Source organism: Nocardioides cremeus (genome assembly GCF_030518195.1).
In the GTDB taxonomy this organism is placed as follows: Bacteria; Actinomycetota; Actinomycetes; order Propionibacteriales; family Nocardioidaceae; genus Nocardioides; species Nocardioides cremeus.
On sequence record NZ_JAULSC010000001.1, the window covers coordinates 125550 to 141867 of the forward strand.

Genomic DNA, 16318 nt, shown 5'->3' on the forward strand with positions numbered 1-16318 from the left:
GTCAGGCCTTCGCGAAGTCGATGACGACGGCCGACTCGAAGTTCGGGGTGTTCGACCCGCCCTCGGGCTCGACGGTGATGCCGACCGCCTCGGCGGTGGCGGCGTCACCGGAGAGCAGCACGACGTTGTCGGGGCCCTTGGGCATGAACCCGGCGGCCTTCATCCGGCCGTCGCGCTGGAGCCACAGCTCGTAGACCAGGCCCTCGCCCGGGTCGGCCATGCCCTCGGTGATGATGACGGCCTGGCCCAGCGAGACCGAACGGGTCACGGTGGCCTTGGCGCCGTCCTCGAAGGTGCGGGTGACGCTCTCGGCGTCGGGTGCCTGGAGCACCTCGGTGACCGCCTTGGGGGTCACCACGACCTCGCCGGCCTCCGGCACCGAGGAGCCGTCCTCCCAGGGCTGGGTGACGGCGACGACGCCGCCGACACCGACCATGGCTACCACTGCAGCCGCGGCGGCGACCAGAAGCGGAAATCGACGGGACCGGCGCGGGACCTCCTGCACCAGCGGGGGCAGGGGACGCACGGTGGCGATGTCGGCGAGCAGCCGCTCGCGCAGTGCCGCCGGAGGCGCCACCGGGGCCGCCTCGGTCAGGATGCCGGATGCCTCGCGCAGCGAGTCCACCTCGTGGCGGCACTCGGCGCACTCGGCGAGGTGACGCTCGAAGTGCATCCGCTCGATGTCGTCGAGGGCGTCGACGGCGTAGGCGCCGGAGAGCGCATGGACGTCGTTCACTGGCCTACTCCCATCGTGTCTCGCAAGCGGATCAGTCCGTCGCGTATTCGTGTCTTGGCTGTGCCGACCGGAAGGTCGAGCATGGTGGCCACCTCGGTGTGCGTGTAGCCGCCGAAGTAGGCCAGCTCCAGGGCCTCGCGCTGCACCTGGGTGAGCGTCTTCAGAGCTTCGCGGACCCGGCGGGCCTCCATCGAGGCGTGGGCCGCCTCGGCGGTCGAGTCGTGCTCGACCGGCTGGTTGTGCTGGTGGTACGTGGTGTCGCGCCGCGTGGACGCCTGCGCCGAGCGGACCCGGTCGACGGCCTTGCGGTGCACGATCGTGAGCAACCACGACAGCGGGCTCCCGCGGTCGGAGTCGAACCTGGCCGCCTGGCGCCACACGTCGAGCATGGCCTCCTGGAGGACCTCCTCGCTCTGCGACGGGTCGCGCACGACCCGGAGCACGAGTCCGTAGGCCCGTGAGGCGACCGCGTCGTAGAGCTGCGCGAACGCCTGCTGGTCCCCCCTGGCGGAGGAACGGAGGAGCTCGGCGAGGTCTGGGGGCGCGGCCCCGCCGGCCGGGGACCCCTGGGGGTCCCCGGCGACGGTCAGCCTTGGCTCAGTCACGTGCTGATCTTCTCGCGTTGATGCTCAGTCGCGAAAGATCAGGGCATCAGCACGGTGTCGATGACGTACACCGTGGCGTTGGCCGTGGGGATGTTGCCGCACAGCACGGTCGCCGGGTTGTCGCCGTTCTCGACGGTCATGCCGTCGGTGTCGCCCTCGACGGTGACGGTGTCGCCGTTCAGGGTGTCCTGCTCGCCCACGATGGCCTCGGGGTCGAGCTGCTCACCGATGACGTGGTGGGTCAGGATCGCGGTGAGGGTCTCCTTGTCGGCGAGGACCGCGTTGAGGTCCTTCTCCGGGATCTTGCCGAACGCGTCGTCGGTCGGGGCGAAGACGGTCAGGGCCTCGGCGCCGTTGAGGGTGTCGACCAGCTCGGCCTCGCCCACAGCGGTCACCAGGGTGCCGAGCAGCGGGTTGTTGCTGGCGGCGGTGGCGACCGGGTCCTGGACCATGCCGTCGAACGAGCCGTCGCCGTCCTGCGGCACGGCCGAGCAGGCGTCGCCGAAGACCTGGTCGCCGGCGGAAGCCTCGGCGGGCTCCTCCTCGGGGGCCTCCTCCGTGGTCTCGGAGCTGGTGTCCTCGGAACCGGTGGCGCTGGTCTCGTCGGCGTCGTCGCCGCAGGCGGCGAGGCCGAGCGAGAGGGTGATGGCGGCGGCGGCGAGGGCGCCGGTGCGCTTGAAGGTCGTGTTCTTCATGGGGTGTGCCTTTCGTTGGCTGAACTTGGTGGCTGAATCACTGGTCATTCGGTGCTGCTCCCCGGGCGGATTGCCCGGAGGTGCGGGGATGGGGTGATTTCGCTGTGGTCTGCGTCACCCCGGCCCCGCCGCGTCACCCGACGGTGACGCGGAACTCGTGGATGCCGCTGGCGCCGTCCGGGAAGGGCATGGCGCGTGCGGGCGTCTGGGTGGTGCCGTCGCCGCTGATCGCTCGTGCGGCGACGGTGTGGCCACCCTCGGAGGCGTCCCAGCGGTAGAACCACTGGCGCCAGTAGTCGTTGTTGACCTCGGGGCCCATCTCGGCGTCCTGCCAGGCGCCGCCGTCGACGCGGACCTGCACCTTGTCGATGCCGCCGCTCTGCTGCGCCCAGGCGACCCCGCCGATGATGGTCTCGCCGGTGGCGAGCTGCTCGAGGGGCTGGGGCGTGTCGATGCGGGCGGAGATCTTGATCGGGGCGTCGGTGGCCCAGTCGCGGTCGGTCCAGTACGCCGACTTCTCGGCGTACGTCGTCAGCGTGATCCGGGTGATCCACTTGGTCGCGGAGATGAAGCCGTAGAGGCCGGGCACGATCATCCGCGCCGGGAAGCCATGGGCGCGCGGCAGCGCCTCGCCGTTCATCCCGATCGCGATCATCGAGTCGCGGCCGTCGGTGGCCAGGTCGAGCGGGGTGCTGATCGTCATCCCGTCGAAGTCGGTGGAGTAGATCTGGTCGGCGGTGTCGCCGACGCCGGCCATGTCGAGCAGGTCGGTCAGCCGCACGCCGAGCCAGCGGGCGCCGCCGACGAACTCGCCGCCGACGCTGTTGGAGACGCAGGTCAGGGTGATGTCGCGCTCGATCAGGTCCATCTCGAGCAGGTCGTCGAAGGTGAACGTGAGCTCGCGCTCGACGTCGCCGTCGATGGTCAGCGTCCAGCTGTCCTGGTCGACGACCGGGGTGTCGAGGCGGGTGTCGACGCGGTAGAAGTCCTCGTTGTCGATGCGCAGCGGCGTGATCTGGCCGAACTCGTCGCCCAGGCCTTCGGGGAAGTCGCCGGCGGGCGAGGCGGGCTCGGGCAGGGTGATGTCGACGTTGCCGGTGCGCAGGTTGGTGATGAAGCGACCCGCGCCACCGAGCACGGCGGCCGCGGCGGCCAGCGCGCCGGCGGCGATCAGCACGCCGCGGCGGCTGGGGTGCTGCGAGCTGTCCGTCCTGGCCACGGAGCCTGCCTTCGTGGCGGAGGCCTTGCCGTGCAGCCACCACAGCGACGCGACGCCGGTGACGGCGGCGACCAGGCTGGGCAGCAGGTCGGTGACGCTGCCCTGCACGACGGCGGCGGCCGCGGCCAGGGCCACGAGCGCGACCAGGAGGCCGGCGCCCAGCGCCAGGCGACGCCGGGCGAGCACTCCGGCGACGCCCGCGAGGATCAGCACGACGATGATCACCGAGCCGACCAGGATGATCTTGTCGGCACTGCCGAACTGGCGGATCGCCCACTCCTTCATCGGGGTGGGGGTCAGGTCGATGACCTGGGAGCCGACGGCCAGTACGGGGGACGCAGACGGGGTCGTCACGGCGGCGACGAGGTGGGCCGCGGCCATGCCCAGGAGGGTGGAGACGACGCCCAGGCCGGCCCAGAGGGCGGTGGCGCCCAGTCGCTGTGACCTGGAAAGGCCGGCGGACGGCGGGGTCGTGGTGCTCTCGGAGGACATGTAGGACATTCGTAGGCGCGGGGCCTGCGGATGTGTCCGCCCCCCTCGACAGGCAGGATGTGGCGCATGTCGCACGAGAGTCCTGACGAGTCCCTGGTCCGCTACGAGGTGGCCGACGGCGTCGCCACCGTCACCCTCGACTCCCCGCACAACCGCAATGCGCTGTCGCGGCGCCTGGTCACCGAGCTGCTCGCGGCGCTCGAGCGCGCCGCGGCCGACGAGGCGGCCCGGGTCGTGGTGCTCGCGGCCACCGGCAAGGTCTTCTGCTCGGGTGCCGACCTCTCGGAGGCGGCGGGCGGCTCGATGGAGGAGGGCGCGCTCACGATCGTCGCGATCCAGCGCGCCGTGGCCGCTCACCCCAAGCCGGTCGTGGCCCGCCTGCAGGGTCCGGTGCGCGCCGGCGGCATCGGCCTGGTCGCGGCCAGCGACGTCGTGGTCAGCGCCGAGGGCGCGACCTTCGCCCTGACCGAGGTCAAGCTGGGGCTGGCCCCCGCCGCGATCTCGCTGACGGTGCTGCCCCGGATGACCAGCCGCGCCGCCTCGCTGGCCGCCCTGGGCGGGGAGGTCTTCGACGCCGCGCAGGCGCTCGAGCACGGCCTGGTGACCCGGGTGGTGCCCGCCGACGGGCTCGACGCGGCCGTCGAGGAGGTCTGCGCGAGCCTGGCGACCGGCTCGCCCCAGGGCCTGCGGGAGACGAAGGCGCTGCTCAACCGCGACCTGCTGGCCCGCATCGACGAGCGCGGGCCCGAGCTGGCCATCCTCTCGGCGCGGCTCTTCGGCTCCGAGGAGGCCAAGACGGCGATGACCGCCTTCCTGGCCCGCGGGCGGGGCTGAGCCTCAGGAGCGCGCGAGCCGGTCGAGCTCGGTGCGCAGCTTCCGGTGCAGCGCTCGGGCCAGGCGGTGCACGAAGGTGACGGTGAGGTGGCCGCGGAAGTAGTAGACGACCTGGCCGTCGACGACCGTGGGACAGCGCTCGTCGCGGCACAGCCACGGCAGCGGGTCGACGAAGCCGAGGCCCAGGTCGTCGCTGAGCTCCTCCTGCGCGTCGAGGATCCGCGTGACCTCGGGGTCGAGCTCCATCTCGCAGTCGGCCGGGGTCGCGCCCTCGGTGTCGAGGCAGGCGACCAGGTCCTCGTCGCGCTCGAGCCAAGGGGTCTCGCCGAGCACCACGACGTCGGCCCCGCTGCCCTGCAGCCGCTCGGCGGAGCGCCGCATCCCTGCCACCCACTGCTCGCCGAAGTCGTCCTGGGCCATCGTCGACATCACGACCACGGCGGGCTCGAGGGCGTCGACCCGGTCGAAGGCCCAGTCGCGCCACTCGGTGCAGTCCTCGCGCGAGAGCGAGGGGGAGTCGGCCAGCGTGCAACCCGTCTTGACGAGGTGGTGGACCCGCCAGCCCCGCGCCCGGCCGATCTGGTCGAAGGCCGGCAGGAACATCCCGGCGTGCGAGTCGCCGATGACCACGACGTCGTCGAGGTCCTTCCCGTCCCGCTGGCCGACGGTGCACACGTCGTGGGAGGTCTGGTCGGAGCTGCGGGCGTAGCAGCGGTTGTCGACGGTGCGGTGGAAGGTGTCGCTGCGCAGCTCGGAGAGCGGTGGCTCCAGCTCGTCGGCGACCGGGTCGTCCGCCTGCGCGACGGCCTCGCGCAGGTCGCGGCGCGGCTGGCGGGTCGAGGTGGGGAAGTCCTTGCCCGAGGCGCGCTCCGCCCTGTCCACCCGGGTGAAGTACTCCGCCTCCTGCTCGAGGTCGGGCTCGTTGACGCCGACCACGACCACCGAGGTGACCAGCACGGCCACCGAGGCCGGCCACCAGGCCAGGGCGACCAGCCGCGCCGGTCGCAGCCGCCCGGCGTGGAAGGGCACCTCGATGAGCGTGTGGGTCAGCATCGTGGCGAGCACGGCGATCCCGATCGCGCCGACCAGCTCGAGGAGGGTCAGGTCGCGACCCAGGCGGGCCTCGGCCAGCACCAGCACCGGCCAGTGCCACAGGTAGAGCGAGTAGGAGCGGTCCCCGAGCCACTGCAGCGGCGCCACCCCCAGCAGCCGGCCGACGGCGAACCTGCCGGGACCGGGCCCCGTCCCGGGACCCGGCGTGCCGGCGGCCAGCAGCAGGCAGGTCGCCCCGACCGGGAGCAGCGCCACCGCGCCGGGGAAGGCGCTGGTGTCGTCGATGACCCACAACGACAGACCCAGGCCGGCGAGGCCGGCCCAGCCGGCCGCGGTCCGGACGACTGCGGGGAGCCCCGCCAGCCGCGGCACCAGCAGCGCCAGCCCGGCGCCGGCGGCCAGCTCCCAGACCCGGGTGGTGGTGGTGAAGTAGGCCGCCTCTGGCGTGCTCGCGGTCAGGTGCACCGACCACGCGAGCGAGACGACGACGACGGCCGTGACGAGCAGGCCCACCGCGGGCGGGCGGCGTACGCCGCGACGGCGCAGCCGGGTCGCCAGCAGGGCGGCGCCGAGCACCAGCAGCGGCCAGCCCAGGTAGAACTGCTCCTCCACGGCCAGCGACCAGTAGTGCTGGAAGGGCGACTGGTCGGCTCCCTGCGCGAAGTAGTCGGCGCCCTGCGCGGCCAGGTCCCAGTTGATCGCGAAGAGCGCCACCAGGACCGCGTCGCGGCTGACCTCGGCGGTGCGCACGTCGCCCAGCACCAGCACCGAGCCGAGCAGCGTGGCCAGCGCGACGAGGGTGGCGGCGGGCAGGATCCGGCGCGCGCGGCGGGCGTAGAAGTCGCGCAGCGAGATGGTGCCGCTGCGCTCCAGCTCGGCGAGGAGCAGCCCGGTGATCAGGAACCCCGAGAGCACGAGGAAGACGTCGACGCCCAGGAAGCCGCCCGGCAGCCAGCCGGCGTGGTCGAGGACCACCAGGCCCACCGCGACGGCGCGCAGGCCCTGGATGTCGCGGCGGTGCTGCCCCTGCCCCTGCCCCGGCCGCGTCGCGCCGGTCACTACCGCCCCGGCTCCGGCACCGGACCGAAGTCCTGGTGGCACTCCTCCGCTCCGCGACAGGCCGAGAGGATCGTCGTGCGACGGGCCAGCTCGGCCTCGACGGCTGCGTAGCGCTCGCGGCCGGCGACCGACTGCACCTGCTCCGGGTCGCGGTCGCGGTCGTAGAGCTCGACGACGCCGTCGTGGTAGCGGGCGTAGGTGTAGCGGTCGGTGCGCAGCCCGCGGTAGAGCCAGCCGGTCTTGCCGGTCTCGGGCTTGTAGGGCCCGCCCTGGAGCAGCACCCCGCCGGGGTAGAGCTCCTCCTCCTCGAGGCCCTGCCACAGGTCGAGCAGGGACGTGCCGTCGGTCAGCAGGCCCGGCTCGGCTCCGGCGATGTCGAGGAAGGTCGGGACCAGGTCGACGATGGTGGCCGTGGCGCTGGTCCGGGTGCCCGGCTCGATGCCGGGCCCGCGGACCAGCATCGGGGTCCGCACGCTCTCCTCGTAGGGCAGGATCTTGCCGAACCAGCGGTGCTCGCCGAGCTGGAAGCCATTGTCGGTGACGAAGACGAGGTAGGTGTTGTCGAGCTCGCCCTGCGCGCGCAGCTCCTCGACCAGAGGGGCGACGGTCTCGTCGAGGCTGGACAGTGCGCTGGCGCGCCCGCGGGCCGTGCGCACCACCGTCTTCTCCGACATCTTGGGCTGGCGGGCGACCAGGCCCTGCTTGTCGGAGACGTCCTCCTCGTTGAAGGCGGGCGACTCGATGACCGAGCGGGCCAGCTCGTCGGCGGCGTCCTGGTGGGGGGTCTTGCCCGTGCGCTCCTGCTCGGCGAGCGCCGACGGCGAGGAGCGCGGCGGCTCGAGGCCGCAGGTGTCCTTCTCGCAGGTGTCGCGGCGGCGCGAGGGGTGCGGGGCGAAGTGGCTGACCCACATGAAGAAGGGCTCGTCGTCCTGGCTGAGCTCGTCGACGTACTCGACGGCCTTCTCGCCGACGTAGTCGGTGTAGTAGCCGTCGACGTCGACCACCTCGTCGCCGTCGAACTGCTTGAAGTCGTAGTAGTCGGCGAAGCCGTGGCTGGTGGCGTCGAAGATGTCCCAGCCGGGGTCGCGGCCGTCCTTGTAGGAGTAGCCGTTGAGCATCTTGCCCAGGAAGGCCGTGCGGTAGCCCGCGTCCTGCAACCAGACCCCGACGTGCTCGCTCTCGTCGAAGGCCTTGTAGCCGCCCTGCGGCGGGAAGTTGCCGCGCACCCCGTTGTTCTGGGCCAGCTGGCCGGTCATCAGCTCGGCACGCGCCGGGCAGCACAGCGGGTGCGGGGTCAGGGCGTTGTCGAAGGTGATCCCCTCGCCGCCGATCAACCGCTCGACCTCGGGCAGGAACTGCATCTCGTCGAGGCGCTGGTCGTCGCTGGAGACCAGGATGATGTTGGGTCGTTCCCGGGTCAGGAAGCCCGGCGCCTCCCGCGCGCCGGTGCTGCCGGGCGGGGGCGGGTCGGTGCGGAGGTCGGTGACCGCGGCGACCGTGAGCAGCACCACGAACGCCGTGAGTGCGGCCAGGACGGGCCGCGGTACGCGCGGCGGGGAGAGCGAAGGCACGCCAGACCTCGGGATCGGGGATGGGTGTCGTCCCACGGTACCGACGCCCCAGGGACGCGGACGAAATGACGAGGTCCCGGTCCCCGGGGCAACCTTCCGTCATCCTCAGGTGGTCCACCAGGACATGACCACCACCACCGGGACGCGCTCGGGCCCGTCCCGCCCAGGAGGAGCCGTGGCACCACGACCGGGCGACGCGCCCGTCGTCTTCGACGAGTTCGTGCTGGCCCGCTCCTCCAGCCTGCTGCGCACGGCGTACCTGCTCACCCACGACCACGCCCTGGCCGAGGACCTGCTGCAGACCGCCTTGGCCAAGGCCTGGTTCGCCTGGGAGCGCATCGACCAGCACGAGGCCTACGTGCGCCGGATCCTGGTCACCACCTACGCGACCTGGTGGCGGCGGCGCTGGAACGGCGAGCACCCCACCGACGAGCTGCCCGAGACCGGTGGTCCCCACCCGCCGGGCCCGACCGACCCCGGCGACGCCGTCGGGCAGCGCCACGACCTGTGGAGCGCCATGGAGCGGCTGCCGCGCCGCCAGCGGGCCGTGGTGGTGCTGCGCTACTTCGAGGACCTCACCGAGGCCCAGACCGCCCAGGTGCTCGGCTGCTCGGTCGGCACCGTCAAGAGCCAGGCGTCGAAGGCCTTCGCCAAGCTGCGCATCGACCCGTCCCTGGCGCCCGTCCCCAGCACCACGTCCGTGACCGAGACCGAGGACCGCTCATGAGCACCGTCGACGACCTGCGCAGCACCCTCGAGGACCGGGCCCGGGCGGTGGACGACCCCGGTGCCTCACCGCGGGTCGTGGCCGTGCACGAGCGGGTGCGCGGGCTGCGCCGCCGGCGCCGCGCGGCGGCGGGGGCGCTGGCCGCGGTGGTGGTCGCGGCCGGTGTCGGCCTGGCTGCGCTGGGTCCTGTCGGTGGTGGTGACGGCCCGGCGCCGGCCGAGGGGCCGCGCACGCTCGCGGGCCAGGAGGTGCCGGCGACGGTGTCGCTCCTCGGGGTGCGGTACGACTTCGAGACGGCCGTCGAGGTCGACGTCAGCGAGGGGACCGCACGGGTCTCCTTCGAGCCCGGCGAGCAGCCGGTCGCGGTGTCCCTGGTGGCCTCGGGGCTCGACGGCGGTACGGCGACGCTCGTCGACTCCGGCGACGGTGTCGCGCGCTCGCTGGGTGCGGGCTCCGTGGAGCGACCGGTCCCGCTCCCGTCCTCCGGCACGTCGCTGCGGGTCGTCCTCGACGACGTGGGCCCGGACGCGCAGGTCGCCCTGGCGGTCTACCAGCGGGGCGACGAGCCGCCGGCCGGGGTGGTGGCGCCGGGAGGGGACGCCTGGTTCCGCGCCGAGCGCGCGGGCGAGCCGCTCCTGGGCGGCGGGTTCACGGACCCCGGCGGCAACGAGCTGCAGGTGCGCTTCGAGCTCGACGAGCGCCAGCGCGTGCGGTTCTCCAGCTACTGCACGGCGGACGCCCCCGGCGCCTGGGTGAACATCGACATCGACGACCAGCCCGGGTTCTCGCGGACGTCCTGCGACGAGGACGCCCCCGCCGACGCCTCGGGCAGCTGGGGCTCGCCGGCCGGGCCCCTCGGCGCCGGCACGCACACGATGCGCGTCTACCTCACCCGCGGCTCGGAGGGCCCGCTGCTGGAGGACCCCGACGCCCTGCTCGGCGTCGCGGCGTACGCCGAGCCCGAGACGGTGGAGGTGGCGGAGGCGGAGATGGACCGGGTCATCGAGGTCGACGGCCGGTTGTGGGAGCTCGACGCGGCCCTGCCGGCCACCCGCGACGGGGAGCCGGTGGCCCGTCGCGTCGAGTCGTCGCCCGGACCGCGCGTGGTCGGCTTCGCCGCCCGGGGCGGGATCGTGGGTCTGCGCGTCGAGGGCGGCGGGGCCGGCAGCAGGGGCCTGGGGTCGTCGCTCATCGACGCCCGGGGTGGCGCCAGCACCATCGTCGGGACCCTGCTCGGCGGCGACGACTACGAGCTGTCGCTGCGCGAGGACCGGGGGCGTCCCACGCAGGGGACGATCGTGCTCTACCGACCGGTGTTCGCGGCCGCTGACGGACAGCGGTAAAGTCGTCTCCTTGCCGCGACCCCGACCGGTCCGGCGCCGGTCCCGCGGGGCCGGCAGGCAGCAGCACGTCGAGGAGAGCACGCGTTGAGCGACGATCTCGCAGCGCAGGAGACCGCGCGCGAACAGGCGTACGTCGACAAGGTCTACGCGCAGCTCACGCTGTCGTCGGCCGCGGCCCAGGCGCTGGCCCGCGAGGGCCACGACCGGGGCCGGCTGGGCCACGAGGGCGGCCTCGTCGAGCGGGACGCGATGGTCTTCCAGGCCGCGCGGCGCATCGCCCAGCTCGACGCCGCCCACGAGGGCCTGGTCTTCGGCCGGCTCGACCTGCACCCCGACCTCGACCCGCAGCCGCGCTACATCGGGCGCATCGGCCTGCGTGACGCCGAGCGCGACTCGCTGCTCATCGACTGGCGCGCCCCGGCCGCCGCGGTGTTCTACCAGGCCACGGCGGCCACGCCCCAGCAGGTGATCCGCCGCCGGGTGCTGCGCTCGGACGGCCCGAAGGTCGTCGGGGTCGAGGACGAGCTGCTCGACGCCGAGGCCCTGGAGGAGACCGGCGCCGACCTGCCGATCATCGGTGAGGGCGCGCTGATGGCGCAGCTCTCGCGCGCCCGGGACCGCACGATGCACTCGATCGTGGCGACCATCCAGGCCGAGCAGGACCAGGCGATCCGCGCGCCCAGCAAGGGTGTCGTGTCGATCTCCGGCGGCCCCGGCGTCGGTAAGACGGTCGTGGCGCTGCACCGCGCGGCGTACCTGCTCTACACCGACCGGCGCCGCTACGAGACCGGTGGCGTGCTGATCGTCGGCCCCAGCGGCGTCTTCATGCGCTACATCGAGCGGGTGCTGCCCAGCCTCGGCGAGACCGCTGTGGCGCTGCGCTCGCTCGGCGAGGTCGTCGACGGCGTGCGCGCCACCCGCCACGACGAGCCGTCGGTGGCCGACGTGAAGGGTGCAGCCCGGATGGCCGAGGTCGTGCGCCGCCTCGCGCGCCAGCAGGCGCCCGGCAGCCCCACCGAGTTCCGCGTCTTCTACCGCGACGACGTGCTGGTGCTCGACCGCGGCCTGCTCGGCCGGGTCCGTCGCCAGCTGATGTCGCAGGGCCGGCGCAACCGCCAGCTGCCGCGGGTGCCCGGGATGCTGCTCGACGCCCTGTGGCGCCAGGTGCGCGGCGAGCGCGGTCGCGAGCGTGGCCGCTCCTCCTTCGACGAGGACCTGCTGGGCGACCAGAAGTTCCTCGACTTCGTCACCGCCTGGTGGCCGCCGCTCGACGCCCCGACGGTGCTGGCCTGGCTGCGCGACCCCGAGGTGCTGGCGCGGGTCGCCGAGGGCGTGCTCTCGGCCGAGGAGCAGCGGGTGCTCGCGAAGTCGTGGGCCGACCTGCCCGAGCACCCCGTCGGCAAGGACCTCACGGTGCAGGACGTGCCGCTGCTCGACGAGCTGCGCTACGCGCTGGGCGACGTGCCCGAGCGCACCGACGACGAGGCCTCGCTCGCCGACACCTCGCTGCTCGAGGGTGGGCACGACATGGCCGAGCTGATGACGGCCGCCGACCGCGAGTACGCGCCGACCGGCCGCGCCTGGACCGCGCCGACGCACAAGATCGACGACGACCCGTTCGCGCACGTGCTCATCGACGAGGCGCAGGACCTCACGCCGATGCAGTGGCGGATGGTCGGTCGCCGAGGGCGCACCGCGTCGTGGACCATCGTCGGCGACCCCGCTCAGTCGTCGTGGCCGGTGCCCGACGAGGCGGCCGCCGCGCGCGCCGAGGCGATCGAGGGCAAGGCGCTGCACGAGTTCCACCTCTCCACCAACTACCGCAACTCCTCCGAGATCTACGCCCACGCCGCGGCGTACGCCGAGCGGGTCGGCCTCGACGCCGACCTGCCGACCGCGGTGCGCTCGACCGGCGTGGAGCCGCGGGTCGTCGAGGACGTCCCCGACCTCGAGGCCGCGGTGCGCGAGGCCGTCGTCGACCTGGCGGGCCGGGTGGCCGGCACCGTCGGCGTCGTGGTCCCCGCCGCTCGCCGCTCCGAGGTCAACGCCTGGCTGGCGTCGTGGCCCGAGCTCGGGGACGACGCGCGGGGTGCCCGCGCGGCCATCGACTCCTCGGTCACGCCGTCGGGCGAGGACCGGGTCGTGGTGCTCACCGGCCTCGACACCAAGGGGCTGGAGTTCGACGGCATCGTGGTCGTGCGGCCCCAGGAGATCGAGGACGAGTCGCAGACCGGGCGGGCGACACTCTACGTGGTGCTCACCCGCGCGACCCAGCTGCTCACGACGGTGTCCTGAGCGAGCGCGCCAGCCGCGCCGCCACCGCGGCGACGGCGGCGCGCAGCTCGGGCCCGCCCTCGACGGTGGTCTCGAAGGGCAGACCGGCCAACCACTCACCGGCGTACATCGCGGGGTTGCTGGTGCTGCCGACGACCAGGCAGCGCTCCTCGTCGAGGGGCTCGAGCCGGCCCATGGTGGGTCGCAGCCACGGGGCCACCTGGTCGGCCGGGGCGTGGACGACCACCCGGGTCTCGTGCTCCCACCCGGAGGCGAGGTGCTCCTCGAGCACGGCGACCGGGTCGAGCCCCTCGGGGGCCTCGAAGGCCCGCGTGCCCTCCTCGACGGTGCTGACCCGGTCGATGCGGTAGGTGCGCACGGCGTCGGCGTGGTGCGCGAAGCACAGCAGGTACCACCGGCCGTGGCGCACGACCACCGACCACGGGTCGACCTCGAAGGTGTGGCTGCGGCCCGCGGCGCTGCGGTAGCCGATGCGGGTGGTGTGCTGCCGACCCACCGCCTCGACGAGGGCGCTGGTGATCGCGGGTTCGGGGCGGTCCCCGCGCTCGGGCACGGCATGGGCGTGCGCGCGCATCGCCGCCGCCTGCCGGCCGACCTGCCTCGGCAGGGCGCGCACCAGCTTGGCGAGGCCGGAGCCGACGGGGTCGTCGTCGTCGGCGACGGCGTGGCGCCCGTCGAGGACCGCCATCACGAGGCCGAGGGCCTCGGTGGCGGTGAAGACCAGCGGCGGCAGCCGCACCCCGCGACCGAGGCGGTAGCCGCCGTAGGGGCCCCGCACCGACTCGACCGGGATGCCGGCCTCGCGCAGCACCGCCACGTAGCGCCGGGCGGCGCGGTCGGAGACCCCGAGCCGCTCGGCGAGCTGGCCCGCGGTGCAGCCGGGCCGCTCCTGCAGGACCTCCAGGGTGCGCAGGGCCCGCGCGGTGGGGCTGGTGCCGTCCATCGGCCCACCGTCCCACCGACTCGTGTGATGCGGAAGCAGAACGTCCGGAACTGCCTTTACCGTCGCCGCATGGACATCATCCTCATCGCCGGCATGTGGCTCGACGCGACCGCCTGGCACGAGGTCGTGCCCGAGCTCGAGCGGCTCGGCCACCGACCCGTCGCCCTGACCCTGCCCGGCCAGGGCGACGGCGACACCGCTGCGACGTACGACGACCAGGTGGCCACCATCGTCTCGGCCGTCGACGCGGCCGACGGACCGGTGGTCGTGGTCGGCCACTCCGCGGCCTGCGCCCTGGCCTGGGTGGCTGCCGACGCGCGCCCGGAGAAGGTGGCGCGCGTGGTCCTGGTCGGAGGGATGCCCAACGCCGACGGCGAGACCTACTTCGGCTTCTTCGAGCCCGTCGACGGGGTGGTCGCGTTCCCGGGCTGGGAGCCCTTCGAGGGCCCGGACTCCGACGACATGTCGGCCGAGCTCAAGGCGCGGGTGGCGCGCGGTGCGGTCGCGGTGCCGGCCGCGGTCACCCGGGGCGTGGTGCGCCTGCACGACGAGCGCCGCTACGAGGTGCCGGTGACCATGGTCTGCCCGGAGTTCACGCCCGAGCAGGCCCGGGAGTGGGTCGAGGGCGGCGACGTCCCCGAGCTGGCCCGGGCCCGGCAGGTCGACTACGTCGACATCGACTCGGGGCACTGGCCGATGCACACCCGGCCCCGCGAGCTGGCCCGTCTGCTGGCCGACCTGTCCTGAGCCGCGGAGGGGCGCGCCGCGGGGCGCAACTAGGCTGCGGGGCATGACTGAGGCCATGCCCGATGCCCGCGCCGCGATCGAGGCGATCCAGGGCCACGAGGCGTGGGCGATCATCCGGCGCTCCACCCGGGCCGGCGACAAGGACACCGTCGGGCTCGTCGGCGGGCGGCGCAGCGTCGTCGAGTCGCTGCTCGACGTGCCGCTCGAGGAGGGGCCGCCGGCCGACGGCCACATCGCCGACCGGCTGCTGGCGATCCCGTTCCGCCAGGTCGCCGAGCGCGGCTTCGAGGCGCACGACGACGGCACCCCGCTGGTCGTCGTCGACGTCGAGACCGAGCTGGAGTTCTCGGTCGCCGAGGTGGTCGCGGCGATCGACGACACCGGGGTCGAGTTCACCGACCGCGGCGGCTTCGAGACCGACGACGCGGCGTACGCGAAGGTCGTCGACACGATCATCCGCGACGAGATCGGGCAGGGCGAGGGCGCCAACCTCGTCGTCGGGCGGCACTACCGCGCGAAGGTCGCCGACTGGGGCACCGCCACCGCGCTGACCGTCTTCAAGCGGCTGCTCGAGCGCGAGCGCGGCGCCTACTGGACCTACGTCTTCTTCACCGGCGACCGGTTCCTCATCGGCGCCAGCCCCGAGCGGCACGTCTCGATCCACGACGGCGACGTGCGGATGAACCCGATCTCGGGCACGTTCCGGATCCCGCGCGAGGGCGACGTCAAGAGCTCGCTGCTGGAGTTCCTGCGCGACGAGAAGGAGATCTACGAGCTCTTCATGGTCGTCGACGAGGAGCTCAAGATGATGTGCGACATCTGCCACGAGGGCGGGCAGGTGCTCGGGCCGTTCCTCAAGCCGATGACGCACCTGGTGCACACCGAGTACCTCCTGGCCGGGCGCACCGACCGGGACCCGCGCGAGGTGCTGCGCGACACGATGTACGCCGCCACCGTCACCGGCAGCCCGGTCGAGAACGCCTGCCGGCTGATCAAGGCCTACGAGTCGGAGGGCCGCGGCTACTACGGCGCCGCGCTGGCCATCCTGGGCCGCGACGAGCGCGGCGGGCCGGTCGTGGACAGCCCGATCGTGATCCGCAGCGCCGACGTCGACCTCGAGGGCAACCTCAAGGTCACCGCCGGGGCCACGCTGGTGCGCGACTCCGACGCGGCCTACGAGGTGGCCGAGACGCACGCCAAGGCCGGCGGCATCCTCAGCGCCTTCGGGCTGGTGCCGCCCGCGCCGGTGCCGACGGTCCCGGTCGCCGAGCTGGCCGCCGACGAGGACGTGCTGATCGCGCTCAACGCCCGCAACCGGCGGCTGTCGTCGTTCTGGCTGACCGACCAGGGCGACGAGGACCCCGACCCGCGCCTGGCCGGACGGAGCGTGGTGATCCTCGACGGCGAGGACGACTTCGTGAACATGCTGCGCCACGTGATGGGCGTGATCGGGCTGAGCAGCACCGTGGTGCGCCACGAGGACTACGTGCCCGGCTGCCTCGACGGCCACGACCTGGTCATCGTCGGGCCCGGGCCCGGCGACCCCCGCGACGACACCGACCCCAAGATGCAGGCGCTCCGCTCGGCGGTGGCGGCGCTGCTCGAGGGCGGGCAGCCGTTCCTGGCCGTGTGTCTGGGACACCAGGCGCTGTGCCACCAGCTGGGGCTGCCGCTGGCCTACAAGGACATCGTCTTCCAGGGCACCCAGTCACCGGTGCGCCTCGAAGGACGCACCGAGAGGGTCGGCTTCTACAACACCTTCGTGGGCCGGGTCGGCGAGGGCGCCGAGCTGCCCGCGGGCGTCGAGGTCGACACCGACCCCGCGACCGGCGACGTGCACGCGCTGCGCGGCCCGCACTACCGCGGCATCCAGTTCCACGCCGAGTCGATCCTGACCCAGAACGGCTTCGACCTGCTGCACACGCTCGTGCGTGACCTGCTCGTCGGTGAAGAATGACCGATCGGGGGATGCTTCCCGGTCTGGACCGGGTAGTGTTTC

Annotated in this window: 13 protein-coding genes; 6 read left to right on the forward strand and 7 right to left on the reverse strand. The window is 73.5% G+C overall.

Going from position 1 to position 16318, the window contains the following annotated elements:
* Position 1 precedes the first annotated feature (1 nt).
* The 4 genes from QWJ41_RS00575 to QWJ41_RS00590 form a co-directional block, all read right to left on the reverse strand.
* On the reverse strand, positions 2-736 hold the full coding sequence (locus QWJ41_RS00575; RefSeq protein WP_302705169.1) for an anti-sigma factor: 735 nt from the start codon (positions 734-736) through the stop codon (positions 2-4).
* Positions 733-1341, reverse strand: coding sequence for an ECF RNA polymerase sigma factor SigK (sigK, locus tag QWJ41_RS00580; protein WP_302705170.1), 609 nt, complete (start codon positions 1339-1341; stop codon positions 733-735). Before sigK ends, QWJ41_RS00575 begins: the two co-directional genes overlap by 4 nt.
* Positions 1342-1379: 38 nt before the next feature.
* The gene (locus QWJ41_RS00585) at positions 1380-2036 is read right to left on the reverse strand and encodes a fasciclin domain-containing protein (RefSeq protein WP_302705171.1); all 657 of its coding nucleotides are present in this window, start codon (positions 2034-2036) and stop codon (positions 1380-1382) included.
* A gap of 133 nt (positions 2037-2169) precedes the next feature.
* The gene (locus QWJ41_RS00590; protein WP_302705172.1) at positions 2170-3747 is read right to left on the reverse strand and encodes a molybdopterin-dependent oxidoreductase; all 1578 of its coding nucleotides are present in this window, start codon (positions 3745-3747) and stop codon (positions 2170-2172) included.
* Positions 3748-3813: 66 nt separating this feature from the next.
* Between QWJ41_RS00590 and QWJ41_RS00595 the strand changes: the two genes are divergently transcribed.
* Entirely contained in the window at positions 3814-4581 is a 768-nt protein-coding gene (locus QWJ41_RS00595) for an enoyl-CoA hydratase family protein (RefSeq protein ID WP_302705173.1), read from the forward strand.
* A gap of 3 nt (positions 4582-4584) precedes the next feature.
* On the opposite strand, the gene QWJ41_RS00600 is transcribed toward QWJ41_RS00595, so the two are convergent.
* Positions 4585-6693: an acyltransferase family protein gene (locus QWJ41_RS00600; protein ID WP_302705174.1), complete on the reverse strand. Its 2109-nt coding sequence runs from the start codon at positions 6691-6693 to the stop codon at positions 4585-4587.
* Complete coding sequence (locus tag QWJ41_RS00605; RefSeq protein ID WP_302705175.1) at positions 6693-8264, reverse strand: sulfatase family protein; 1572 nt, start codon at positions 8262-8264, stop codon at positions 6693-6695. The genes QWJ41_RS00600 and QWJ41_RS00605 overlap by 1 nt, the downstream gene beginning before the upstream one ends.
* Before the next feature lie 175 nt (positions 8265-8439).
* On the opposite strand from QWJ41_RS00605, the gene QWJ41_RS00610 reads away from it, so the two are divergent.
* The 3 genes from QWJ41_RS00610 (at position 8440) to QWJ41_RS00620 (ending at position 12629) form a co-directional block, all read left to right on the forward strand.
* Entirely contained in the window at positions 8440-8991 is a 552-nt protein-coding gene (locus tag QWJ41_RS00610) for a SigE family RNA polymerase sigma factor (protein WP_302705177.1), read from the forward strand.
* Positions 8988-10334, forward strand: coding sequence for a hypothetical protein (locus QWJ41_RS00615; RefSeq protein ID WP_302705179.1), 1347 nt, complete (start codon positions 8988-8990; stop codon positions 10332-10334). Before QWJ41_RS00610 ends, QWJ41_RS00615 begins: the two co-directional genes overlap by 4 nt.
* A gap of 84 nt (positions 10335-10418) precedes the next feature.
* Positions 10419-12629: a HelD family protein gene (locus tag QWJ41_RS00620; protein WP_302705180.1), complete on the forward strand. Its 2211-nt coding sequence runs from the start codon at positions 10419-10421 to the stop codon at positions 12627-12629.
* On the opposite strand, the gene QWJ41_RS00625 is transcribed toward QWJ41_RS00620, so the two are convergent.
* Positions 12613-13572, reverse strand: a complete 960-nt coding sequence (locus QWJ41_RS00625) for a helix-turn-helix transcriptional regulator (protein ID WP_302705181.1) — start codon at positions 13570-13572, stop codon at positions 12613-12615. The two genes, QWJ41_RS00620 and QWJ41_RS00625, sit on opposite strands and share 17 nt — an antisense overlap.
* Positions 13573-13641: 69 nt before the next feature.
* On the opposite strand from QWJ41_RS00625, the gene QWJ41_RS00630 reads away from it, so the two are divergent.
* Positions 13642-14319, forward strand: coding sequence for an alpha/beta fold hydrolase (locus QWJ41_RS00630; RefSeq protein ID WP_302705182.1), 678 nt, complete (start codon positions 13642-13644; stop codon positions 14317-14319).
* A gap of 43 nt (positions 14320-14362) precedes the next feature.
* Complete coding sequence (locus tag QWJ41_RS00635) at positions 14363-16276, forward strand: anthranilate synthase family protein (protein WP_302705183.1); 1914 nt, start codon at positions 14363-14365, stop codon at positions 16274-16276.
* The last annotated feature ends 42 nt before the right edge of the window (positions 16277-16318 follow it).

What these genes read in the sequence shown, in the direction of transcription:
- QWJ41_RS00625 (WP_302705181.1), bottom strand. Translation starts at nt 13,572, where the DNA reads ATGGACGGCACCAGCCCCACCGCGCGGGCCCTGCGCACCCTGGAGGTC.
- QWJ41_RS00590 (WP_302705172.1), bottom strand. Translation starts at nt 3,747, where the DNA reads ATGTCCTCCGAGAGCACCACGACCCCGCCGTCCGCCGGCCTTTCCAGG.
- QWJ41_RS00585 (WP_302705171.1), bottom strand. Translation starts at nt 2,036, where the DNA reads ATGAAGAACACGACCTTCAAGCGCACCGGCGCCCTCGCCGCCGCCGCC.
- QWJ41_RS00635 (WP_302705183.1), top strand. Translation starts at nt 14,363, where the DNA reads ATGACTGAGGCCATGCCCGATGCCCGCGCCGCGATCGAGGCGATCCAG.
- QWJ41_RS00615 (WP_302705179.1), top strand. Translation starts at nt 8,988, where the DNA reads ATGAGCACCGTCGACGACCTGCGCAGCACCCTCGAGGACCGGGCCCGG.
- QWJ41_RS00595 (WP_302705173.1), top strand. Translation starts at nt 3,814, where the DNA reads ATGTCGCACGAGAGTCCTGACGAGTCCCTGGTCCGCTACGAGGTGGCC.
- QWJ41_RS00630 (WP_302705182.1), top strand. Translation starts at nt 13,642, where the DNA reads ATGGACATCATCCTCATCGCCGGCATGTGGCTCGACGCGACCGCCTGG.